The sequence below is a fragment of the Streptomyces sp. NBC_01450 genome (assembly GCF_036227505.1).
Taxonomy (GTDB): Bacteria; Actinomycetota; Actinomycetes; order Streptomycetales; family Streptomycetaceae; genus Streptomyces.
Genome location: NZ_CP109480.1, coordinates 5,003,368 through 5,025,443, shown reverse-complemented (window position 1 = coordinate 5,025,443; position 22,076 = coordinate 5,003,368). Strand labels below are relative to the sequence as shown.

General features: G+C 69.9%; 22 protein-coding genes, 1 tRNA gene and 1 pseudogene. 16 read left to right on the top strand and 8 right to left on the bottom strand.

Annotated features, from left to right (window positions below; genetic code table 11):
• Positions 1-232 precede the first annotated feature (232 nt).
• Complete coding sequence (locus tag OG568_RS22475) at positions 233-1,588, bottom strand: sensor histidine kinase (protein ID WP_329532867.1); 1,356 nt, start codon at positions 1,586-1,588, stop codon at positions 233-235.
• A 281-nt stretch (positions 1,589-1,869) separates the two neighbouring features.
• Positions 1,870-3,135: a sensor histidine kinase gene (locus tag OG568_RS22470; RefSeq protein WP_329532866.1), complete on the bottom strand. Its 1,266-nt coding sequence runs from the start codon at positions 3,133-3,135 to the stop codon at positions 1,870-1,872.
• Positions 3,136-3,519: 384 nt separating this feature from the next.
• Between OG568_RS22470 and OG568_RS22465 the strand changes: the two genes are divergently transcribed.
• The 14 genes from OG568_RS22465 to OG568_RS22400 all read left to right on the top strand — a co-directional run bounded on the left by OG568_RS22465 (position 3,520) and on the right by OG568_RS22400 (position 15,973).
• Positions 3,520-3,933, top strand: coding sequence for an NADH-quinone oxidoreductase subunit A (locus OG568_RS22465; protein ID WP_075028564.1), 414 nt, complete (start codon positions 3,520-3,522; stop codon positions 3,931-3,933).
• Complete coding sequence (locus OG568_RS22460) at positions 3,924-4,562, top strand: NADH-quinone oxidoreductase subunit B (protein ID WP_266584775.1); 639 nt, start codon at positions 3,924-3,926, stop codon at positions 4,560-4,562. The genes OG568_RS22465 and OG568_RS22460 overlap by 10 nt, the downstream gene beginning before the upstream one ends.
• The gene (locus OG568_RS22455; protein WP_329532865.1) at positions 4,559-5,932 is read left to right on the top strand and encodes an NADH-quinone oxidoreductase subunit C; all 1,374 of its coding nucleotides are present in this window, start codon (positions 4,559-4,561) and stop codon (positions 5,930-5,932) included. Before OG568_RS22460 ends, OG568_RS22455 begins: the two co-directional genes overlap by 4 nt.
• The gene (locus OG568_RS22450; RefSeq protein ID WP_329532864.1) at positions 5,929-6,903 is read left to right on the top strand and encodes a complex I subunit 1/NuoH family protein; all 975 of its coding nucleotides are present in this window, start codon (positions 5,929-5,931) and stop codon (positions 6,901-6,903) included. Before OG568_RS22455 ends, OG568_RS22450 begins: the two co-directional genes overlap by 4 nt.
• Entirely contained in the window at positions 6,896-7,609 is a 714-nt protein-coding gene (locus tag OG568_RS22445; RefSeq protein ID WP_329532863.1) for a NuoI/complex I 23 kDa subunit family protein, read from the top strand. Before OG568_RS22450 ends, OG568_RS22445 begins: the two co-directional genes overlap by 8 nt.
• Positions 7,606-8,259 carry an NADH-quinone oxidoreductase subunit J family protein gene (locus OG568_RS22440; RefSeq protein WP_266584783.1) on the top strand — a complete coding sequence of 218 codons (654 nt, stop codon included), beginning with the start codon at positions 7,606-7,608 and terminating at the stop codon, positions 8,257-8,259. Before OG568_RS22445 ends, OG568_RS22440 begins: the two co-directional genes overlap by 4 nt.
• A complete protein-coding gene (gene nuoK, locus OG568_RS22435; RefSeq protein ID WP_054228323.1) occupies positions 8,259-8,657 on the top strand; it encodes an NADH-quinone oxidoreductase subunit NuoK in 399 nt (132 codons plus the stop codon). The genes OG568_RS22440 and nuoK overlap by 1 nt, the downstream gene beginning before the upstream one ends.
• The gene (locus OG568_RS22430) at positions 8,654-10,645 is read left to right on the top strand and encodes an NADH-quinone oxidoreductase subunit 5 family protein (RefSeq protein WP_329532862.1); all 1,992 of its coding nucleotides are present in this window, start codon (positions 8,654-8,656) and stop codon (positions 10,643-10,645) included. Before nuoK ends, OG568_RS22430 begins: the two co-directional genes overlap by 4 nt.
• 6 nt (positions 10,646-10,651) lie before the next feature.
• Entirely contained in the window at positions 10,652-12,229 is a 1,578-nt protein-coding gene (locus OG568_RS22425; protein ID WP_329532861.1) for an NADH-quinone oxidoreductase subunit M, read from the top strand.
• Positions 12,226-13,725, top strand: coding sequence for an NADH-quinone oxidoreductase subunit N (locus tag OG568_RS22420; RefSeq protein ID WP_329532860.1), 1,500 nt, complete (start codon positions 12,226-12,228; stop codon positions 13,723-13,725). Before OG568_RS22425 ends, OG568_RS22420 begins: the two co-directional genes overlap by 4 nt.
• A gap of 156 nt (positions 13,726-13,881) precedes the next feature.
• Entirely contained in the window at positions 13,882-14,745 is an 864-nt protein-coding gene (htpX, locus tag OG568_RS22415) for a zinc metalloprotease HtpX (protein WP_060901518.1), read from the top strand.
• Entirely contained in the window at positions 14,742-15,134 is a 393-nt protein-coding gene (locus OG568_RS22410; RefSeq protein ID WP_329532859.1) for a YccF domain-containing protein, read from the top strand. The genes htpX and OG568_RS22410 overlap by 4 nt, the downstream gene beginning before the upstream one ends.
• Positions 15,135-15,149: 15 nt before the next feature.
• A complete protein-coding gene (locus OG568_RS22405; RefSeq protein ID WP_329532858.1) occupies positions 15,150-15,410 on the top strand; it encodes a hypothetical protein in 261 nt (86 codons plus the stop codon).
• Positions 15,407-15,973, top strand: a complete 567-nt coding sequence (locus OG568_RS22400; protein ID WP_329532857.1) for an SMI1/KNR4 family protein — start codon at positions 15,407-15,409, stop codon at positions 15,971-15,973. The genes OG568_RS22405 and OG568_RS22400 overlap by 4 nt, the downstream gene beginning before the upstream one ends.
• A gap of 26 nt (positions 15,974-15,999) precedes the next feature.
• On the opposite strand, the gene OG568_RS22395 is transcribed toward OG568_RS22400, so the two are convergent.
• The gene (locus OG568_RS22395) at positions 16,000-17,247 is read right to left on the bottom strand and encodes an APC family permease (RefSeq protein WP_329532856.1); all 1,248 of its coding nucleotides are present in this window, start codon (positions 17,245-17,247) and stop codon (positions 16,000-16,002) included.
• A 171-nt stretch (positions 17,248-17,418) separates the two neighbouring features.
• Here OG568_RS22395 and OG568_RS22390 point away from each other — a divergent pair, with 171 nt between their 5' ends.
• Positions 17,419-17,685, top strand: coding sequence for a GlsB/YeaQ/YmgE family stress response membrane protein (locus OG568_RS22390; protein ID WP_266437370.1), 267 nt, complete (start codon positions 17,419-17,421; stop codon positions 17,683-17,685).
• 130 nt (positions 17,686-17,815) lie between these two features.
• Here the strand turns inward: OG568_RS22390 and OG568_RS22385 are convergent, their stop codons facing one another.
• Positions 17,816-18,304, bottom strand: a complete 489-nt coding sequence (locus tag OG568_RS22385) for a YajQ family cyclic di-GMP-binding protein (protein WP_054228329.1) — start codon at positions 18,302-18,304, stop codon at positions 17,816-17,818.
• Between the two features lie 202 nt (positions 18,305-18,506).
• Between OG568_RS22385 and OG568_RS22380 the strand changes: the two genes are divergently transcribed.
• Positions 18,507-18,588 (top strand) — tRNA-Tyr (locus OG568_RS22380).
• A 155-nt stretch (positions 18,589-18,743) separates the two neighbouring features.
• On the opposite strand, the gene OG568_RS22375 is transcribed toward OG568_RS22380, so the two are convergent.
• The 4 genes and pseudogenes from OG568_RS22375 to OG568_RS22360 form a co-directional block, all read right to left on the bottom strand.
• On the bottom strand, positions 18,744-20,108 hold the full coding sequence (locus OG568_RS22375; RefSeq protein WP_329532855.1) for a tyrosine-type recombinase/integrase: 1,365 nt from the start codon (positions 20,106-20,108) through the stop codon (positions 18,744-18,746).
• Positions 20,105-20,314 (bottom strand): helix-turn-helix transcriptional regulator, encoded by a 210-nt coding sequence (locus OG568_RS22370; RefSeq protein ID WP_329532854.1) that lies wholly within the window; start codon positions 20,312-20,314, stop codon positions 20,105-20,107. The genes OG568_RS22375 and OG568_RS22370 overlap by 4 nt, the downstream gene beginning before the upstream one ends.
• Before the next feature lie 241 nt (positions 20,315-20,555).
• Positions 20,556-20,813 carry a primase-like DNA-binding domain-containing protein gene (locus OG568_RS22365; protein WP_329532853.1) on the bottom strand — a complete coding sequence of 86 codons (258 nt, stop codon included), beginning with the start codon at positions 20,811-20,813 and terminating at the stop codon, positions 20,556-20,558.
• Between the two features lie 107 nt (positions 20,814-20,920).
• Positions 20,921-22,054 (bottom strand): annotated as a pseudogene (locus OG568_RS22360) (IS3 family transposase).
• Positions 22,055-22,076: the final 22 nt, after the last annotated feature.

Below are 22,076 nucleotides of genomic sequence, written 5' to 3'. Positions count from 1 at the left end.
CAAGGGCAATCAACGGGAATCAAGGGGCAGAGGGAAGGGGAATACGGGGGCGCACTTTTGTCTCCGGGTGGGTTTTTTCCGGGGGCGGTGATTTCGAACTGGTGGGGTGCAGGGGCGGAGCCCCGCCGGGGTCCGGGGCAGCGCCCCTGGCGGGGTCTGGGGCGGAGCCCCAGGGGATGGGACGGGTAGGGGCGGCGGGGGCGAGGACCCCCCCCACCCGGCACCCCCGGGTTCACCCCCGCCAGGGCAACTCCGCCGTAATCCGAGTAGGCCCACCCACAGGCGAGTCCACCACCAGAATCCCGTCCACCGCACTGAGCCGCTCCGACAGCCCCGCAAGCCCGGACCCACCGGAAACATCCGCCCCACCCACACCATCGTCGACAACCTGAAGCATCAACCGGTTCTCGACCCGCCACACATCGACCGTGGCCCGCGTCGCCCGCGCGTGCTTGCTGATGTTCTGCAGAAGCTCGGAAACGGTGAAGTACGCGATCCCCTCGATCGCCGGCGCGGGCCGAGCGGGAAGATCCACATCCACCTGCACCGGCACGGTGCACCGCGAGGCCACCGAGGACAGCGCCGCATCCAGCCCACGATCGGTCAGCACGGCCGGATGAATCCCGCGCGCCAGATCCCGCAGCTCCTGCAACGCCGTCTTCACCTCACCGTGCGCCTCGTCCACCATCCTCGCCGCGGCCTGCGGATCCTCGGTGAGCTTCTCCTTGGCCAGCCCGAGCCCCATCGCGAGGTTGACGAGCCGTGCCTGCGCCCCGTCGTGCAGGTCCCGTTCGATGCGCCGCAGGTCCGCCGCGGCGGCGTCGACCACGACCCCCCGGTCCGACTCCAGCTCGACGACCCGGCTCGCCAGCCGCGACGGCCCGAGCAGCCCCGCCACCATCACCCGGTCCACCGTGGTCAGCGCCCGCACGATCCACGGCGTGGCCATCGTGATCAGGAGCCCCAGCAGCGCGGTGACGGTGATCTCGAAGGGGTTGTCGAGGTAGATGCCGTGCGTTTCGTCGCCGTAGAGCTGCAGGCCGCCCTGCCCGCCGTACACCGGAAAGAGCCAGAACCACAGCGGATACGTCAGCATCGCCCAGCCGTACGCCCAGAAGCTCAGCGACACCATGAACGAGAACACCGACCACGGGAACTGCACCACCGCGTACAGCAGATGCCGCCACGCCGGACCGTTCTTGAGGACCGCCCCCATCCATGCCATCGCCCCGTGCTTCCGCACCCGCAAGGGCTCCGGCGCCGCCACCTCGAGCCCGAGCAACCCGCGCGCCCGCGCACGCTCCAACGCGCCGAATCCGCGGCAGCCGGCGAGGGCCGCGGCGAGCACCGGGATGCCGAGGAAGGTGATCAGCAGCCCCATGCCGAGCGAGAACATCGTGACGGCGAACGTGAACATGATGAGGCCGAGAGGCAGGCTCAGCATCACATAGCCGAACTCACGCCAGCTGCGGGCCTCGATCGGCGCCCGCAGCGGTGCCGGGAGACGGTGCCGCCGCTCCTCGGCACCCGCCCCGCGGAATCCGGGCCCGCTCGGGTACCCGTACCCCTGTCCGTACTCCGTCGCCATCGGTGTCGTCCGTTCTACTCGTCCTGCTCGTCGCCTCGTACTCCCACCCTGCTGCGCCCGGCCCTTCCCGACCATGGAGCGGGTCGGCGTCTTGGAACGGGGGTTTTCCCTACCTCGGAGACCGGCGTCCGCCCGGAAAGCGCGGGAGACGCGGGAGACGCGGGAAACGCGAGAAGAGCGGGAGACGCGGGAGATGCGGGAGACGCGGGAACCACGGCCGTAAGAACCAGTCCCGCCCCGCCAGTCCCGCCCGCCCCGTCAGTCCCGTCCCTCCCGCCCCCTCAGTCCCGCCCGTCCTGCCCATCCCCCCGGTTCCGCCAAGGCAGCTCCGCCGTGATGGTGGTCGGCCCGCCGGGCGGTGAGTCGATGAGGAACAGCCCGTCCACCGCACCGAGCCGGTCCGCGAGCCCCGCCATCCCCGTACCGCCGTCGAGGGCCGCCCCACCGTGCCCGTCGTCCCGGACCTGTATGAGCAGCCGCTCGTCCGCCCGCCACACGTCGACGGACGCGGACCGCGCCCCACTGTGCTTGCTGACGTTCTGCAGCAGCTCGGACACGGTGAAGTAGGCGATGCCCTCGATCGCGGCGGCCGGTCTCGTCGCGAGGTCGGCCGTCACCTTCACCGGCACGGTGCAGCGCGAGGCGATCGACGACAGCGCCGCGTCGAGGCCCCGGTCGGTGAGGACCGCGGGATGGATGCCGCGCGCGAGATCGCGCAGCTCCTGCAGGGCCAGCTTCACCTCGCCGTGCGCCTCGTCGACCATGGCCGCGACGGTCTCGTCGGCCTGGCCCTCAAGGAGCTTCTCCTTGGCCAGGCCGAGCCCCATCGCGAGGTTGACGAGCCGTGCCTGCGCCCCGTCGTGCAGGTCCCGTTCGATGCGCCGCAGGTCCGCCGCGGCGGTGTCCACCACGACTCCCCGGTCCGACTCCAGCTCGGCGATGCGCCGCTCCAACTCGTCCGAGGGCGACAGCAGCCCGCGCACCATGGCCCGGTCCACGTTCGTCAGCCCCCGGGCGAGGAACGGCAGTACCGGCCACAGCAGGAACAACGACGTGAGCGTGACGGTGAAGGTGACGATGCCCCACGGCAGCCGGATGAAGTCGTACAGCACCGTCCGCCAGGCCACCGAGTCCCTCAGGCTCGACCACAACCAGGAGAAGAAGCCCGTCCGGCGCACCAGTACCGGGCTCGGCTCGTCGATCCGCACGCCGAGCAGCTTGCGCGCCCGCGCCCGCTCCATCCGGCCCAGCAGCCGCGCGCCCAGCAGCCCGCCCGCGAGCAGCGGCAGCCCGACCACCGTCACCGCCAGCCCCGCGCCCATGGAGATGAGTGTCACGACGTACACGAAGCCGACGATCGACACCGGCAGATTCGCGAGGAGATGCGCGATCTCCTTCCACGTCTGCCGGCCGAGGGCGAAGCGAGCCGGAGGCAGCCGGTCGTTGTCGGCCGACTCGTCCGGCGCGTCGGGCGCGTCCGGGGTATGCGGGGCTTGCGGCGGGTTCGATGGCCCGACGGAGCCGACAGGGGTGATGCGTTCGGTCATATTCGCTAGCCTGCCCGGCGGCGAGCCGTCGCGCCATGAGGTCGACCGCCACGATCCACTGGGGAAAACCCCACCCCTTGAGGTGAAAGCGAACACCGCCGTGAGGTGTACGTGGCTGTGCTCGCGAGGTGAAATGGGAAGTGACCGCGAGGTGCGGACGGGGACCCGGTGGCGCGTGAGCCGGACGAGTCCGGGAACCCGGCGCCGGGCGAGGCGGACGAGTCGGTGACATGACCCCGATAGCCAATGCGTGACGGGCTGCTTACCGTCTCTTTAGCAGGCCCTAGACTCCCGTCCGTACAGATCGTCGAACAGGGCGCATCACAGCGTGCGCGACGGGGCGTGCGCGTCGGGCGCAACGAGGTCAGGGAGTGAGGGGCTGACGTGCCGGAACCGACTGTTGTCACGGCAACCGGGGCCGTCGTCGCGGCGGGCTACTTCCAGTCGTACTCGGTCGTCGGACTGCTCGTCGTCGTCGGCGTGCTCTTCGTCGCCGTCGCCTTCGGGGCGGGCCGTCTGCTGCGGCCGGTGGTCCCGACCCCCGAGAAGCTCCTGACGTACGAGTGCGGCGTCGACCCCGTCGGCGAGGGCTGGGCCCACACCCAGGTCCGTTACTACGTCTACGCCTTCCTCTACGTCATCTTCGCCGTCGACTCGATCTTCCTCTTCCCCTGGGCGACCGTCTTCGCCGCGCCCGGCTACGGCGCGGCCACCCTCGTGGAGATGTTCATCTTCCTCGGCTTCCTGGCCGTGGGCCTGCTGTACGCATACAAGAAGGGCGTCCTGACATGGACGTGACCCCCTCGAAGACCTCCGAGCCGGTGCCGCTGCCCGAGCCGGTGGTACTGCCCGAACCGGTGCTGCTGCCCGAGCCGAAGCGGCTCGGCGCGCTCTCCAGGCTGGCCCCGGAACCGATGAAGGTGGTCCTGAACTGGGGCCGTCGCTACTCGCTCTGGGTCTTCAACTTCGGGCTCGCCTGCTGCGCGATCGAGTTCATCGCCGCGTCGATGGCCCGGCACGACTTCATCCGGCTCGGCGTGATCCCGTTCGCACCGGGTCCGCGCCAGGCCGACCTGATGGTCGTCTCCGGCACGGTCACGGACAAGATGGCCCCGGCCGTCAAGCGCCTGTACGAGCAGATGCCGGAGCCGAAGTACGTCATCTCCTTCGGCGCGTGCTCCAACTGCGGCGGCCCGTACTGGGACTCCTACTCCGTCACCAAGGGCGTCGACCAGATCATCCCGGTGGACGTCTACGTCCCCGGGTGCCCGCCCCGCCCCGAGGCGTTGCTGCAGGGCATCCTCAAGCTCCAGGAGAAGATCGCCCGCGAGTCGCTGGGAGAGCGCTACGGCTCCTCGCCGCGTCCGTCGGCCGCCGCCCTCCAGAGCGACCTGGTGCGCCCGCCCGCCGTGGGTGAGGACCGATGACCGTCGGCTGGCTCCCCGCCCCTGTCGAGGAACTCTTCGGCCCGGAGGCCACGGCCGAGGAGTCGTACGAGGTCCTGACGGTCGACGTACCGCCGGCTGTCTGGGTCCGCGCCCTGGAGACCGCGCGCGACTCGCTGAACTGCACCTACTTCGACTGGCTGAGCGCCGTCGACGAACCCGGCACCGGCTTCCGCGTCGCCGCGCACGTGGTGGCCCTGTCTCCCGTACGCCGCCTCCTCGTCCGTACGACCGTCCCGCACTCGGCACCCGTCCTGGCGACGGCGGTCTCCGTGTACGCCGGCGCCGGCTGGCACGAGCGCGAGACCCACGAGATGTTCGGCGTCACCTTCGAGGGTCACCCCGGCCTGGACCCCCTTCTTCTCCCCGAGGGCTTCGAGGGCCACCCCCTCCGCAAGGACTTCGTCCTCGCCGCCCGTGTCGCCAAGGCCTGGCCCGGTGCGAAGGAGCCGGGGGAGTCCGATCACGGTGGACCCAAGCGTCGCCAGATGCTTCCGCCCGGCGTCCCCGACCCCAACGAATGGGGTCCCCTGAAGGGCCAGCTCCCCCCGGCCCCCGCCCGCCCGGCGCGCGGAGCGGCCCGCGCCGCCGGCGACCGCCCGGTACGCCGGGCCCGCACGGCGGGCGAGGGCTCGGCAAGCCAGGCCATCGCTGGTGGTGGCACGGAGGCCGGTCCCGCCACAGCAGGTACCGCTGCCGCCGCCGCTGCCGGTGCGCAGGCCCCGACGCCACCGCGCCGGGCGCGCAGCGCCGGCCAGGGCTCGGCCAGCCAGCGGACCGAGGCCCCGGCCGCCGAGCAGCAGGCGACCCCGACACCCCCCGACGCCCCGGGACCCGCCGAGCCCACACCTCCCGCCGGCCCCCGCCGCACGTGTAGCGCGAGCCAGGGCTCGGCGACGCAAAGGACACCGTCCACCGCCCCACCCGCCCCCACCGAACCGACAGCCTCGACCGAACCGACGACCGCGACGGAACCGACACCCTCCGCCGAGCCGTCCACTCTCGTCGAGCCGTCAGCTCCCACCGGACAGGCAAGGCCCGCAGCGTCGCGCAGCTCCGACGCCCCTTGGCACCACGCCCGCCCCGCTTTCGACGAACCGAAGGCGGAGCCCGGGTCGGAGCCCGGGTCGGAGCCCGGGTCGGAGTTGGAGTCGGAGCCGGGGGCGGGGTCCAAGCCGGACCGAGGCCTTGAGGGCACCGAGGAGCCCGAGGCCACCGCGAAACCCCCGGCATCCCCTGACTCGGACTCCGGCGCGGACCCCGACTCCACCCCCACACCCGAAGACTCCACGCCCGAAGACTCCACCCCTGAAGACCCCACCCCCAGAAACCCAGCCGGAGGCACGCAGTGAACGACGCTCTCGACGTCGCCCTACGCCTCCTCGTTGTCTTCGTCGTGTTCCTGACGTTCCCCCTGATCGTCGGTCAGACCGAGCACAAGGTGATGGCCCACATGCAGGGCCGCCTCGGCCCCATGTACGCCGGCGGCTTCCACGGCTGGGCCCAGCTCGTCGCGGACGGCGTGAAGTTCGCGCAGAAGGAAGACGTCGTCCCCGCGGGCGCGGACCGCCGTATCTTCCAGCTCGCCCCCGCCGTGGCGCTCCTCCCGTATCTCCTCGTCCTCCTCGCCATCCCGATCGGCCCGGGTGAGGGCGCGGTGGGCCAGGTCGTCGACGCGGGCATCTTCTTCGTCCTCGCGGTGATGGGCGTGGGCGTCCTCGGCTCGATCATGGCGGGCTGGGCCTCGGCCAATAAGTTCTCCCTCCTCGGCGGCCTGCGTACCGCCGCCCAGCTCCTCGCGTACGAACTCCCGATGTTGCTGACCGCCGCCTCCGTCGCGATGGCGGCCGGCACGGTCTCCCTGCCCGGCATCGTCGCCGCCTTCGAGTGGTGGTGGCTGCCCTGGCAGATCGTCGGCGCGATCGTCTTCTTCGTGGCGGGCCTCGCCGAACTCCAGCGCCCGCCCTTCGACATGCCCGTCGCCGACTCGGAGATCATCTTCGGCGCGTACACCGAGTACACGGGCCTGCGCTTCGCGCTCTTCCTCCTCGCCGAGTACGCCGGAATCGTCGTCCTGTGCGCTTTGACCACCGTCCTCTTCCTGGGCGGCTGGCACGGTCCGTGGGGTGCCGACGGCCTCGGCTGGGTCTGGACCCTCCTGAAGGCGGCCCTCCTCGCCTTCGTCGTGATCTGGCTGCGCGTCACCTACCCCCGCCTGCGCGAGGACCAGCTCCAGAAACTCTCCTGGACCCTCCTCGTCCCCCTCTCCCTCGCCCAGATCGCCCTCACCGGCATCGTCAAGGTGGTGATCTCGCATGGCTGAGTCTCTCCGGCCCACCCGTTCCCGCATTCCTGGCTCCGGACTCGCCAAGGGCCTGGCCGTCACCCTCCGCACGATGACGAAGAAGACCGTCACCGCGCAGTACCCGGACGCCCAGCCTGAACTCCCGCCCCGCTCCCGCGGCGTCATCGGCCTGTTCGAGGAGAACTGCACGGTCTGCATGCTGTGCGCCCGTGAGTGCCCGGACTGGTGCATCTACATCGACTCGCACAAGGAGACGGTCCCGCCGGCCGCCCCCGGTGGCCGCGAGCGCAGCCGTAACGTCCTCGACCGTTTCGCCATCGACTTCTCCCTGTGCATGTATTGCGGTATCTGCATCGAGGTCTGTCCCTTCGACGCCCTGTTCTGGTCTCCGGAGTTCGAGTACGCGGAGACCGACATCCACGAACTCACCCACGAACGCGACAAGCTCCGCGAGTGGATGTGGACGGTCCCGGCCCCGCCCGCCCTCGACCCAGGCGCAGAGGAACCGAAGGAACTGGCCGCCGCCCGCAAAACCGCCGACAAGCTCGCCGCCGAGGCAGCCACAGCCGTCGAGGCAGCCGAACTCGAGGCGCAGGCAGCCGAACAGGCAGCCCGGCCCGAACCCCCGGCCACGGGCTCGACCACAGGCACGACCACGACCACGGGCATGCCTGATCCCTCCAAGCCCTCCAAGCCCTCCGACCCGCAGGACGGTGCGTCGTGAGCCTCGCAGCAGCCACGGCCGCCGCGGCGCGGGCCACCACCACCGCCGCCGAAAGCCACGGCTTCCTCTCCCCGACGGGTGTCGAGATCGCCTTCCTCCTGGTCGGCCTGGTCTCCTTCGGCGCCGCGATCGTCACCGTCACCACCAAGCAGCTGGTGCACGCCGCCCTGTGGCTGGTGATGACGCTCGGCGGCCTCGCCGTCGAGTACCTCCTGCTCACGGCCGAGTTCATCGCCTGGGTGCAGGTGCTCATCTACGTCGGTTCCGTCGTCGTCCTCCTTCTGTTCGGTCTGATGCTCACCAAGGCGCCGATCGGCCGCTCCCCGGACGCCGACTCCGGCAACCGCTGGGCCGCCCTCACCGTGGCCGTCGCCGCGGCCGCCGCCCTCGTCTGGGTGGTCGTGGATGCCTTCCGCACCACCTGGGTCGACCTGAAAGGCCCCGCCGCCGGCTCCACCGAGGTCACCGGAGCGAGCCTCTTCCAGAACTGGGTCCTCCCCTTCGAGGCCCTCTCCGTCCTCCTCCTCGCCGCCCTGGTCGGCGCGATCGTCCTCTCCCGCAAGGCGAAGGCGGACGCGACCACCACAGCGGACGCTGTCACCCCCGCGGGTGCCCAGAGCCGCCGGAGCGAGAAGGAAGGGACCCGCTGATGCACCTCGCCTATCCCGCCGTGCTCTCCGCCCTCCTCTTCTGCACGGGCCTGTACGGAGTCCTCGCGCGCCGCAACGCGATCCTGGTCCTGATGTCCGTCGAGCTCATGCTCAACGCCGTCAACCTGAACCTCGTCGCCTTCGACGTCTGGCTCTCCAGGACCGCCCGCGACACGCTCCACTCCGGCCAGGCCCTGACCCTGTTCACCATCGCCATCGCGGCCGCCGAGATCGGCATCGGCCTGGCGATCGTCCTCGCCGTCTACCGGGGCCGCGGCACCTCGGACATCGACAAGCTCCGCGACACCGCCGAGGGCCCCGCCCCGGACGGCTCCCACGGCGACGGCACCGAAGAAGCCCCCGTCACGGGAGACGAGAAGGCTGAGGCCACCGCGTGACCACGACCACCCTCGCCGTCCTCGTCCCCCTCCTTCCGTTCCTGGGCGCCGCGGCCGGACTCCTCCTCGGCCGCACGGCCCCCGGCTACGTCCGCCCCCTCGCGGTCCTGCCGTCCCTCACCTCGCTCGTCCTCGCCGTACTGGTCGCCGTGCGCCAGGGCGGTGGCCAGGCCATCAACGCGGCCACCGAACTGACGCCCACCGGCTCGGTCCCGATCGAACTCTCCCTGCACATCGACGGCTTCGCCGCCCTCGTCGCCGTACTCGTCGGCGTCGTCGCCTCCTGCGTGCAGATCTACTCGACGGGCTACCTGCGCGATGACCCGCGCTACCCCTCGTACGCCGCTCTCGTCTCCCTCTTCACCTCCGCGATGCTGCTCGTCGTCTACTCCGGCGACCTGATCGTGCTCCTGGTCGGCTGGGAGGTCATGGGCATCTGCTCGTACTTCCTGGTCGGCCACTACTGGGAGATCCCCGAAGCCCGCGCCGCCTCGATCAAGGCCTTCCTGGTCACCAAACTCGGCGACGTCCCCTTCCTCATCGGTCTGTTCGCCCTCGGCACCGACGCCGGGTCGTTCCGCATCACCACGGTCCTCGGCACCGTGGCGAGCGGTGGACTGCACCATCCGACGCTGGTCGCCCTGCTGCTCCTGGCCGGCGTGGCGGGCAAGTCGGCGCTGTTCCCGCTGCACACCTGGCTGCCCGACGCGATGGCGGGCCCGACCCCCGTCTCCGCCCTGATCCACGCCGCGACGATGGTCGCCGCCGGTATCTACTTCGTCGCCCGGCTCCTCCCCGTCTTCCAGGCCTCCTCGGCCGCGATGGTGGTCCTCGCCGTCATGGCCGCCGTCACGATGGCGGGCTCGGCACTCGCCGCACTCGCCCAGGACGACATCAAGCGTGTCCTCGCGTACTCGACGATCGGCCAGCTCGGTTACATGGCCGGCGCCCTCGCCGTCGGCGACCGTGGTGCCGCCGTCTTCCACCTCCTCTCGCACGGCGCCTTCAAGGCGCTGCTGTTCCTCGCCGCCGGCGTGATCATTCACGCCTCCGGCACCAACTCCCTGGCCGTCATGTCCCGCATGACGGGCCTGCGATCCCGCGTCCCCGACGCCTACTGGACGATGACCGTGGCGCTGCTCGCGCTCGCCGCGATCCCGCCGTTCAGCGGCTTCTTCTCCAAGGAAGCGATCCTCGGCGCAGCCGAGCACGTCGCCACCGGCCACACCGAGCACGCCCCCGGCGCCGCGGGCTGGATCGTCCTCGTCGCCGGTCTGGTCACCGCCGTACTCACCGCCGCGTACGCGACCCGGCTGTGGCTGCTGACCTTCCACGGGCGAGGAGCCGAGGCCCCCGACCAAGGCAAGGAACCGCGCAGCATGACCGTCGTGCTGTGGGTCCTCGCGGTCCCGTCCCTCGCCTTCGGTCTGGCGTACGGTCCGCTGCCCGACTGGTTCGACGGCCGCGACCTGACACCGGTGCTCACCACCTCCGTCCTCGGCACGGGGCTCGCCCTGGTCGGCGGGATCGTCACCTACGGCGCCTGGCGGCACACCACCGCGCTGGCTCCCCGCGTGCCGATGGGTGCGGTCGCGGCCCACCCCGACGCCGAGCCCGCGCTGGTCGAGGCGGAGGCGATCGCCAGGCACGCGCCCGTGTTCGGAGACGTGGCCTACGCCGCCGACCCGGCGGACCCCGGACGGCTGCTGCTCGGCCCGCTGCACCGGCACGCGGCTGTCGGATTCCACCTCGACGCCGTGTACGACGTGCTGTTCGTCCGCCCGGTCCAGGCCGGAGCCGCACTCGTCCGGTTCCTCGACCGTGAGGTCGTCGACACCTACGTACGCGGTGCCGCCGCCCTACCCCGCCTGCTCGGCGCCGCCGTACGGCGCGCGCAGACCGGCAATGTGCAGACCTATGTGAGCGCGCTGCTCGCCGGCACCGTCGTCCTGGTGGTCGCCGCCCTCCTCGTCGCCACGGGAGCGTGAGCAGGCGTGATCGATATCAGTGAATCCGTGATGCAGATTCTTCTCGCGTTGATCGTCGTCGGGCCGCTCATCGGCGCCGCCGCCGCTCTCCTGCCCGCGCCGCCCGGACTGAAGGGGAAGTCGCCCGAGCAGGCCGTGCTGCGGCACGGCGTGATCGTCACCGGCGTGGTGCTCATCGCCGCGATCGTCCTCGCGCTCGGCTTCGACCACGACCACCCGTCAAAGATGCAGGCCACGACGGACATCAGCTGGATCCCCGCACTCGACGTGCGGATCCACCTCGGCATCGACGGCATTTCCCTCCCCCTTCTGGTCCTGACCGCGCTGCTGACCTTCCTCTGCGCGCTCTACAGCTACTTCAAGATGCCCGCGGGGCCGACCCCGAAGGCCTTCGTCGCACTGCTGCTCGTCCTCGAGTCCGGCACCCTCGCGACCTTCGCCGTCCTCGATCTGCTGCTGTTCTTCCTCGCGTTCGAGATGGTGCTCATCCCGATGTACTTCCTCATCGCCCGGTGGGGCGGTGCCCAGCGCCAGGCCGCGGCCTGGAAGTTCATCCTCTTCACACTGCTCGGTTCGGTCGTCATGCTGCTGGGCCTGCTCCTGATCGGAATCAAGGCGGGCACATTCGACATGGTGGCACTCGCCACTGACAACGGCCGGTCGCTGACCACATCCGTGCAGGTCATCGCCGTTTTGGCGATCGGGATCGGGCTCGCGGTCAAGACGCCGATGTGGCCGCTGCACAGCTGGCTGCCGGATGCCCACACCGCCGCGCCCACCGTCGGATCGGTCCTGCTGGCCGGCGTACTGCTGAAGATGGGTACGTACGGTTTCGTCCGGATTCTGCTGCCGATCGCGCCGGACGGGATGCACACCTTCGCCCCCTACCTCGCGGCCTTCGCCGTGGTCGGGATCATCTACGGATCCCTGGCCTGCCTGGCCCTCGCGAAACGGGGCGCGAAGGGCGATCTCAAGCGGCTCATCGCGTACTCGTCCGTCGGTCACATGGGGTTCGTCCTGCTCGGCATCGCGACGATGACCCCGACCGGCGTGAACGGCGCGCTGTTCGCCAACATCGCCCACGGCCTCATCACCGGCCTCCTCTTCTTCCTCGTCGGGGCGCTGAAGGACCGCACGGGCACCACCGACCTCGACACCCTCGCCGAGGAGACCGGCGCCGCGCTCTACGGCAAGGCTCCGCGCCTCGGCGGCCTGCTCGCCTTCGCCGCCGTCGCCTCGCTCGGGCTGCCGGGACTCGCCGGATTCTGGGGCGAGATGTTGGCCCTGTTCGGCGCGTTCAAACCCGCCGCCGACCTCAGCCGCCCCGCGTATCTGACGTTCATGGCGATCGCCGCCTTCGGCACATTGCTCACGGCCGCGTACATGCTCGCCGTCGTACGCCGTGTGTGCATGGGCGAGACCCCGCGGCAGGGAGCGCCGAAGCTCGCCGACGTCCAGAGCTACGAGTTCGTGGCCTGGACGCCGCTCGTCGCCCTCACCGTCGTCGCCGGTCTGTGGCCCAAGGCCCTCCTCGGCCTGACCGACCCGGCCGTACAGCAGCTCCTCGCAGGAGGCACCCGATGAGCTCCCTGGTCCAGTCCGTCGACTGGCTCGCGATCGCGCCGCCCACCCTCGCCGCGGTCGTCGGACTCGTCGTGCTCGTCGCCGACCTCTTCATCGGAGAGGAGAAGAAGGCGGTACTCGGCTGGGTGTCGGTGGCGGGGCTCGCCGCGTCCGCGCTCATGCTGCTGCCCCTCCTGGACGGCGACCGCGCCACCTTCTGTCTGACGGGCGACACGCACACCTGCAGCTATACGGCGGACCGCTTCACCCTCGTCATCCAGTTCCTGGTCCTCGGCGGAGCGCTCCTGGCGGCACTGCTGTCGGTCACGGCCCTGAAGGACGCCAACAAGGAACTCCCCGAAGGGGAGTTCTGGTTCCTGCTGCTCTCCTCGGCCGCGGGCGCCGCCCTGCTGCCCGCCTCCCGCGACCTCGCGACCCTCATCGTCGCCCTCGAAGTCGCCTCACTGCCCGCCTTCGCGCTCGTCGGCATCAAACGCGGCGACAAGAAGTCCTCCGAGGCGGCCCTGAAGTTCTTCCTGTCCTCCGTCACCGCGACCGCCGTGAGCCTCATGGGCGTCAGCTTCGTCTACGCGACGACCGGCACCCTCTACCTCACCCAGATCGCGGACAAGATCCAGCACGTCGACGGACAGTTCCACACCCTCGCGCAGGCGGGCGTCGTCCTGACCCTCGTCGGCTTCGCCTTCAAGACGGCCGCCGTGCCCTTTCACTTCTGGGTGCCCGACACCTACGTAGGGGCGCCTTTGCCGGTCGCCGCCTACTTGTCGGTCGTCGGCAAGGCGGTCGGCTTCTCCGGCCTGATCCTCGTCACCGTCGTCGCCCTCCCGTCGTACGCGGACGTCTGGGGCCCCGCGCTCGCCGCGCTGGCCGCCCTCACCATGACCGTCGGCAACGTCGGCGCCCTGCGCCAGCAGGCCACACGCGCGTACAGCGCGGTCCGCCTGCTCGCCTGGTCCTCCGTCGGCCAGGCCGGCTACCTCCTGGTCCCCATCGCGTCCGCCGCCTACTCCAAGGACGCCGGGAAGGCCGTCGGCTCCACCGTCGCGTACGCCCTGATGTACGCCGTGGTGAACCTGGGCGCCTTCGCCGTGGCCGCGCTCGTCGCCCGTACGAGCCCCCTGAACCGCATCAGCGACTACCGAGGCCTGTACGCGAAGAGCCCCCTGTCCGCGCTGATGCTCGGCTTCTTCCTGCTCTGCCTCGCGGGACTGCCGCCGGGCATCATCGGCCTCTTCGCGAAGGTCACCGTCTTCTCGGCGGCCGTCGACGCCGGGCTCGGCTGGCTGGCCGTGGTCATGGCCGTCAACGTCGTGATCGCGCTCTTCTACTACCTCCAGTGGACGACACTGCTCTTCCGCGCCCCCGAGGGCGAGCCCGAGAAACACCGCGTCCCGGCCCCGCTGACCGCCGCGATCGCCCTGACGGCCGTCCTCAGCATCGCCCTCTCCGGAGCACCCCAGCTGGTCCTGCGCTTCTCGGCGACCGGCCTGTTCTGACACCGCCACCCGGACGGCCTACGCGCGCCACCGCCCGCACAAGGGAACTAGTGCTCCCCGCCTGGCGTTGACCAGTACGGGAGGGTCCACTGAAGAGTGGACGCAAGGCATCAGTAAGCAAAGGGTTCCCCTGCCGCACCACTTGGAGGGCGTACCGTGCACCGCCGGCACAACGGGCTCAGGACCGCCGTACTCCTCGGGGGACTGTCCGCACTCATCATCGTCATCGGCAGTTTCTTCGGGCGTACCGGCCTCGTCGTCGCGCTGTTCATCGCGATCGGGACGAACGCGTACGCGTACTGGAACAGCGACAAACTGGCTCTACGCGCGATGCGCGCCCGCCCGGTGAGCGAATTCGAGGCCCCGGCCTTGTACCGCATCGTCCGGGAGCTCTCGACCCAGGCCCGCCAGCCCATGCCGCGCCTGTACATCTCACCGACGGAAGCGCCGAACGCGTTCGCGACGGGGCGCAATCCGCGCAACGCGGCCGTGTGCTGCACCGAAGGAATCCTGCGCATCCTGGACGAACGCGAGCTGCGCGGCGTCATCGGCCACGAGCTCAGTCATGTCTACAACCGCGACATCCTGATCTCGTCGGTCGCCGGCGCCCTCGCCTCCGTGATCATGTTCCTGGTGAATTTCGCCTGGCTGATCCCGGTCGGCCGTTCGAACGACGACGAGGGCCCCGGCATCCTGGGCATGCTGCTCATCATGATCCTGGGTCCGCTCGCCGCGTCCCTCATCCAGCTCGCCATCAGCCGCTCCAGAGAGTACGAGGCGGACGCGTCCGGGGCCCAGCTCACCGGGGACCCCCTCGCCCTCGCCAGTGCCCTGCGCAAGCTCGACGCCGGTACCAAGCAACTGCCGTTGCCCCCCGAGCCGCGCATCGAGACCGCCAGCCACATGATGATCGCCAACCCCTTCCGCCCGGGCCAGGGAATGTCGAAGATGTTCTCCACGCACCCGCCGATGGCGGAGCGCATTGCCCGGCTCGAGCAGATGGCAGGTCGCCAGCAATGAAGACAATCCTGAACGTCATTTGGCTCGTCCTGAGCGGCTTCTGGCTGTTCCTCGGCTACCTGCTCGCCGGCTTGCTGCTGTGCATCACGATCATCGGCATCCCCTTTGGCATCGCTGCCTTCCGTATCGGCGTCTACGCCCTGTGGCCCTTCGGCTATACGACGGTGGAGCGCCGCGACGCGGGCGCGCCCTCCTGCGTCGGCAACGTCCTGTGGCTGGTCCTCGCGGGCTGGTGGCTCGCTCTCGCCCACATCGTCACCGGCATCCTCCTGTGCATCACGATCATCGGCATCCCGTTCGGCATCGCCAACTTCAAGCTCATCCCGGTCTCGTTGCTCCCGCTGGGCCGCGAAATCGTCAGCACGGACGAGCCGTTCGCCACGCGCTGACAGGGCGGTGCGGGGGTGCAGCATCCGAAGTACGCCGTGGCGGCGTACAGCACCAGAGGCGTCGGTGAGTCGATATGGGCCCTGCGCGAGGACACAGACGACGCGCTCTACGCCGACCCGCTCCCTGCGCCACGCGTCCGCTACGACCTGCTCGGCTGCGCGCCCCAGGGTGAGCCGGCCGCGGCTACGGAGCGGGCCCGCACCGCGGGCTCCGCTCCGTTGGGTTATCCACAGGCCGCCCGATTGTCAGTGGCGCGCTGCATCATGAATCCATGACCGAAATCGAGCAGTTGCTGGCACGGGTCGGTACGGAGGCCCGCAACACCCGCCCGTGGGGCTGGCCTTCGCTCCCCGAGCCCGTGGACGCGGCGGCGGTCGCCCGCGCCGAAGCCGTCCTGGGCTTCCCCCTGCCGCCCCTGCTCGCCGCGCTCTATCTGCGGATAGGGGACGGCGGTTTTGGTCCGGAGTACGGCCTGCTGCCGCTGCTCGACGGCGCCCCGTCCGGCGAGCCGGCCGCCGTCCCGCAGTACCTCGCCCACCGTGAGAGCGGCCGTCAGGACCCCGACTGGCCCTGGCCCGAGGGCGTCCTGCCGATATCCCACTGGGGCTGCGGGATGTACGCGTGCGTGGACTGCCGCAGTCCCCGGGGCACAGTCCTGCTCTTCGAGCCGAACCCGGGCGAGGCCGACCACGCCTGGTACGTGGACGCACCCGATCTTCAGACGTGGCTGGACACCTGGCTGGAGGGCTCCGGCTGGTACGAGGAGTCCAACGACGACACGGACTTGGCCCCGTGGCCCGACTTCCGCATACGCACGGCGGCGGGACAGGCCTCGTAGCACCCGGCCCTGGGCCTGTCCGACGGCTACCGCGAGGCAGCCGCCCACGCCCTCACGCCGTACGCGGCCGCTCCCACCCCCAGCACAGCCGCGCCCACGACCACCGAGACCGTCGGCAGCGCGAACGCCAGGGTCACGCAGCCGACGATTCCCACCACCGGCACCACCCGCGCCGCCGGAGTCGGACTCAGCGTCCAGGCGGACGCGTTGGCCACGGCGTAGTACGCCAGCACACCGAAGGAGGAGAAGCCGATCGCGCCCCGCACATCCACCGTCGCGGCCAGCGCGGCGACCACCGCGCCCACGGCGAGCTCCGCTCGGTGCGGCACCTGGAAGCGTGGATGTACGGCGGCCAGGGCGCCCGGCAGACGACCGTCGCGGGCCATGGCCAGCGTCGTCCGTGAGACGCCCAGGATCAGGGCGAGGAGGGAGCCGAGCGCGGCCACGGCCGCACCCACCCGCACCACCGGCACGAGCCCCGGCACACCGGCCGCCCGCACCGCGTCGGCCAGCGGCGCCGAGGCGCGCCCGAGCCCGTCCGGCCCCAGCACCGAGAGGACCGCGACCGCGACCGCCGCGTACACCACGAGCGCGATACCCAGAGCCGTCGGGATCGCGCGCGGAATGGTGCGTGCCGGATCCCGTACCTCCTCGCCGAGCGTCGCGATCCGCGCGTACCCGGCGAACGCGAAGAACAGCAGCCCCGCCGCCTGAAGAATCCCGCCCGCGCCACCCGAGGCCCCGACGTCCAGCCGCCCGGCGTCGGAGGCGTCCGAGCCGAGACACACGACCACCACGGAAGCGAGGACCGCGAGGACCGCCGCCACGATCGCCCGGGTCAGCCAGGCGGACTTCTGCATGCCGCCGTAGTTCACCGCGGTGAGGGCCACCACCGCGCCGACCGCCACCGCGTGCGCCTGCCCCGGCCAGACGTAGGCGCCCACAGTGAGCGCCATCGCCGCACAGGAGGCCGTCTTCCCGACGACGAACGACCAGCCCGCCAGATACCCCCAGAAGGCGCCGAGCCGCTCGCGCCCGTACACGTACGTGCCACCGGAGGCGGGATACACGGCGGCCAGTCGTGCCGAGGACATCGCGTTGCAGTACGCGACCACGGCGGCGACCGCGAGCCCGAGCAGCAGGCCTGACCCGGCCGCCCGTGCCGCGGGGCCCAACGCGGCGAAGATCCCCGCACCCACCATCGACCCGAGCCCGATGACCACGGCGTCCCCGACGCCCAGGGTGCGCCGCAATGCGGATCCGGACTGTGTCATGGGCGGCACCCTACTGATCGCTGCAACCGACCACCGCCGACGATGCGTCCTCCCCGACAACGCGCGACGAACACCGTCACGACCACCGGCTGCTCGGACTCGAAGGCATGACACAACGGGTCCGGAGCAGGAGCACAGCACAGGCACAGCGCGGAGAGGCAGGTTCATGGCATGGGCATCATCAGCTGGATCATTCTGGGACTGTTGGCCGGAGCCATCGCCAAATTCCTGCTGCCGGGCCGCGACCCGGGCGGCTTCATCGGCACGACCGTCATCGGCATCGCGGGCGCGTTCATAGGCGGCTGGATCTCCGCGCGCTGGCTGGACCACCCGATCGCCAAGCACTTCTACGACGGCGCCACGTGGGCCGCCGCGATCGGCGGCTCGCTCGTCCTGCTCGTCCTCTACCGCATCCTGTTCGGCGACTCGCGCCGTTGAGCGCGCGCCTCGAGGCCGCAGCCAGCAGGCGAGAGGGGTGGGCACCCCCGGGTGCCCACCCCTCCTCGTACACGCGACTTTCCTCGTACGCGCAACGAACCACCGGCCGAAGCCGGCTGGCGGCCGACAGCTACCGGTAGTTCACGAACTGCAGCGCGAAGTCGAAGTCCTTGCCCTTGAGCAGCGCCTGCACGGCCTGCAGGTCGTCACGGCTCTTCGAACTGACGCGCAGCTCGTCGCCCTGCACCTGCGCCTTGACGCCCTTCGGGCCCTCGTCGCGGATGATCTTCGCCACCTTCTTCGCGTTGTCCTGGGAGATGCCCTCCTCGATGGACGCGAAGATCTTGTACTCCTTGCCGGAGAGCTGGGGCTCGCCCGCGTCCAGCGCCTTCAGCGAGATACCGCGCTTGACCAGCTTGGTCTCGAACACGTCGAGAACGGCCTTGACGCGCTCCTCGGAGTTCGCCTCCATCAGGATCTTCTCGCCGGACCAGGAGATGGAGGCGCCCACGTTCTTGAAGTCGTAGCGCTGCGAGATTTCCTTGGCGGCCTGGTTGAGGGCGTTGTCGACCTCCTGCCGCTCGACCTTCGAGACGATGTCGAAACTGGAGTCGGCCATGTCCTGTGGCTCCTTGTATCGGGGTGCGTAGGGGCGGCCGTCGAGCCCGGCGTAGGTCCCCGGCCGCATCCGCATAAGCCTAGCCATCCCCTCCCCTCCAAGCGCAGATCAATCCGGTGGCGAAGCACCCCCGAGCATCAGGTATCGTTTACGTCGTTGCCAGGGAGCACCGCCGAAAAGCGGTTCTCAGGGCAGCAACCCCGGCGGTGTGCCCGAGCGGCCAAAGGGAGCAGACTGTAAATCTGCCGGCTCAGCCTTCCCAGGTTCGAATCCTGGCGCCGCCACACGGGAAACAAAGGGCCCGTGACCTGCCCTCTACGCAGGTCACGGGCCCTTTGTCATGCGCCCGTGAGATCAGAGCACTGTCTCGCTCTGTCTCGTGTTCGAACGCTCTCTCTCGGGTTTCGCGGACGGGGCGCGGACGGCGGCCGTGGGTCCCTCAGCCATGCCGCCCCAAGCGTTCAGAGATCTTGGCGTTGGCGGCATCGTCTCCGTCGCTTAGGAACTTTGCGTACACGCGGAGTAGCACTGCGACGCTGTGGCCGGCGCGCTTCGCCACGAGCTGTGGCTCCACCCCGGAGCTGAGCCACGTAGAAACCGCCGTGTGGCGAAGATCATAAGGACGCTTGGCCAATGTGGAGCCGTACTCGGCAGGCGTCAGGGCCCGTGAGCGAGCCTCAGCCCAGACCTCCCCATAACCGGTGTCCTGGATCAGTCCACCGCGCTGCGTCTGGAACAACCGGCCGTCAGGAGCGGTGCCGTACGCGGTGACGTGCCACCGCAGTAGAGCCACCAATTCGGGCGGGATCGGGACCGGCCGCACTGCCTTTCGAGGACGGTGCTTCAACCCTCGCTTCTCGTGTGGCTCGCCGCTGTCCGTCCACGCTGAGCCCGACCGGGGGCGCGTCTCCCTGATGCGGAGCATGCCCCATCCACGACGCGGCAGGTCGCAGTCTGAGAGGCGTAGCCCGATGACTTCCGCCGGGCGCGCCGCCGCGTAGTACATGCAGCCGAAGAACGCCACGAGGCGCCGTCCACGGGGGCTCTGTTCACGCACGGCGGCCAGGAGCTTCGAGGCCTGCCCCGGGTTCGGTACGCAGGCTGGGTCAACCTCTTCTTCCACCTGCTCCGGGGCTCTCCACTTGATTCGGGTGAGCGGGTTCTCAGTGAGGAGTTCGGCATCCACCGCGTATTCAAGGGAGTTGTGGAAGATGGCGCGCTTCCGCCGGATCGTTCCGGGCGCGGCCGTCTTGCCGTCCAGTTTCTTGGACAGGGCTTTCAGGGTGGCTCTTACAAGCATGCGTTCGGAGAGTGCGGACGTGGGCAACGACTTGCGCTCGAACCAATCCAGCACCTTGGCTACATCGGCAGGTATGTCGTCTTCCCAGCGGTTCTTGTTGAACGCCCAGCTATAGAGGGCGGTACGCACAGCTCGTACGTCGGGCATGCCCTTGGTGTCCTTCACCAGCGCGGGCGTCACGGTTGCCATGGCTTCGGCCAACGTCCGCCGCGTGGAGCCGGGGGAGTCGTCCCACTTCATCTCGATGTAGTTGCGGGCGTGCTCGTACCAGGAGATGTCCCGTTCCTTGACGACCAGAGACTTGGGGAGCCCGCTTTCCACGTCGAACGGTTCACCTGCGTTGGCTGCGGTGATGAGTTGGGCTTCTCGGCTTTTCGCGAGGCCCGACGTGAGGAACGATTCCGAGTGGGAACTCGTGCCCACGAACCAGCGGAGTTGGTAGGGCTTCCGATAGTCGCGCTTACGGATTGCCCAAAATTTGACGGTGTAGCTCCACTCGGTCACGCGGTTTCCAATTCTTCTTTGAAGGCGTCCAGGACACTTCGGCGCACACATATGCGGCCGGACGGCGTGCGGCGCGCTTCCGGCCCGAAACCGCGATCGCGCCACCGGTACCAGGTCGGGCGGCTGATGCCGAGTTCTTCCAGGACGTCACTCAGGGGCAACAGTTCATCCTTCGGCGCGCGGCGCCGACGGGTGGGGGTGCTCATGCGGAGGGTCTCCTTGGTGTGAGGAGAGGGCGGGGCGGGGTGTGGTTGGCGTCACAATGCTGTGGGTCGCGGCCCATCGCGGCCCAAGGCTGTGACCTGCGGTTTTGTCCCACCTTTGTGCGGCCCATCGCGGCCCGCCCTCCGGGCGGGTTGGGCCGCGTTGGGCCGCGATGAGGCGTGGGTAAATCCGCAGGTCAGACGTGGTGGGCCGCGATGGGCCGCGACCCGGCGGAATGTGGTCTCAACCGCTGAGGGCGATCCCGTGGTACGTGGCGATCCGCTCATCGCCCGAGGGCGCACGGGGCCGGGAGCGGTTGAGCTGAGGGACCACGGAGAGCAGGTTGCGGCCGAACACCTGCTTCGTGCCGGCACGGACGCCGTTGTCCTCAGCCCACTCGCGCCAGACGTTCCACAGGTCGTCCACGGGGACGCTGCACGTCGGGCCGGTCTGGCAGCGTTCGCGGACGAATGCACTGGTGGGCGAGGCGGTGTCCTGCAAGGTGGTGATCGCCTCACGGCTGGACGGTGGCTGTGTGATCCGTCCGTTGCGCTGGAGACGGGCGAGCCCCTCCAGGGGCCTTCACCCTTGATCGTGGACACCGGTTGTTATGCGGCGGTGGTCAGCGTAGTTGATCGCTGTTCGTAGTTGATCGGGCTCTGCTGACCGAGGGCTGAGTGCCGTCGCCAGGTGTTGTAGCGGGTGACCCAGCGGAAGACCGCAAGGCGGGCGGCGCGAAATGCTGGCGTTGAACGACTCCGCGGCGGCGTTGTCCGCGCTGGTGCCGACGGCCCCGCGTGATCGGATCACGCCGAGGTCCTTGCAGACCTGGGCGAACTCCTTGGAGGCGTACTGGGCTCCGTTGTCGCTGTGGAAGATCGCTCCGCGCAGGTTCCCTCCCCGCGCGCCGGCGGCGGCCTTGAGGGCGTCGGTGACCAGTTCGGTCCGCATGTGGTCGGCGATCGACCAGCCCACCAGACGCTTGGAGTGCAGGTCCAACACCGTTGCCAGATAAAGAAATTGGCCGTCGCCGACCGGGAGGTAGGTTATGTCGCCGACGTACTTCTTGTTCGGCCCAGAGGCGGTGAAGTCCCGCTGGATCAGGTCCGGCACCGGGATGGCGTCGGCTGCGGGGACCGTGGTGCGGACCTTCTTGCGCAGGTGCAGCCCGACGATGCCGAACTTCCGCATGACGCGTTCCACCCGCTTGTGATTGATCCGCAGCCCGGCGCCCTGGAGCTCGGCGGTGACGCGCGGAGCCCCGTAGGTGCCGTCGGACTCGGTGTGGATCGACGTGATCCGCCCGGCAAGTTCGGCGTCCGCACGCGCCCGCCCGGCCCGCGCATCCAAGCCGGCCAGGTGCCGGTAAAACCCGGAACGGGAGAGCCCCAGGATCCGGCACAGCCGCTTCACGCCGAAGGCGTCATGGTGGTCGGCAACGAACTGGAAACGGCTCACCAGCTGGTCTCGCCCGCAAAATACTTCGCGGCCCTCCGCAGGATCTCGCGTTCCAGCTCGAGCTCCTTCACCTGGGCCCGCAGCCGCTTGTTCTCCTTCTCCAACTCGCTGGCCTCCACCGCGCCGGGCACGGCGGCCTGCTCGGCATCCCGCACCCAGGTGCGGAGCGTCTCGTGGTTCACCCCAAGATCCTTGGCCACCGACGCGTACGTCCGGCCCGGGCTGGAGCGGTACAACGCGACGGCATCGGCCCGGAACTCAGGCGAGTACTTCGACGTCCCCAACGGGAACTCCTGTCCTTCGGAT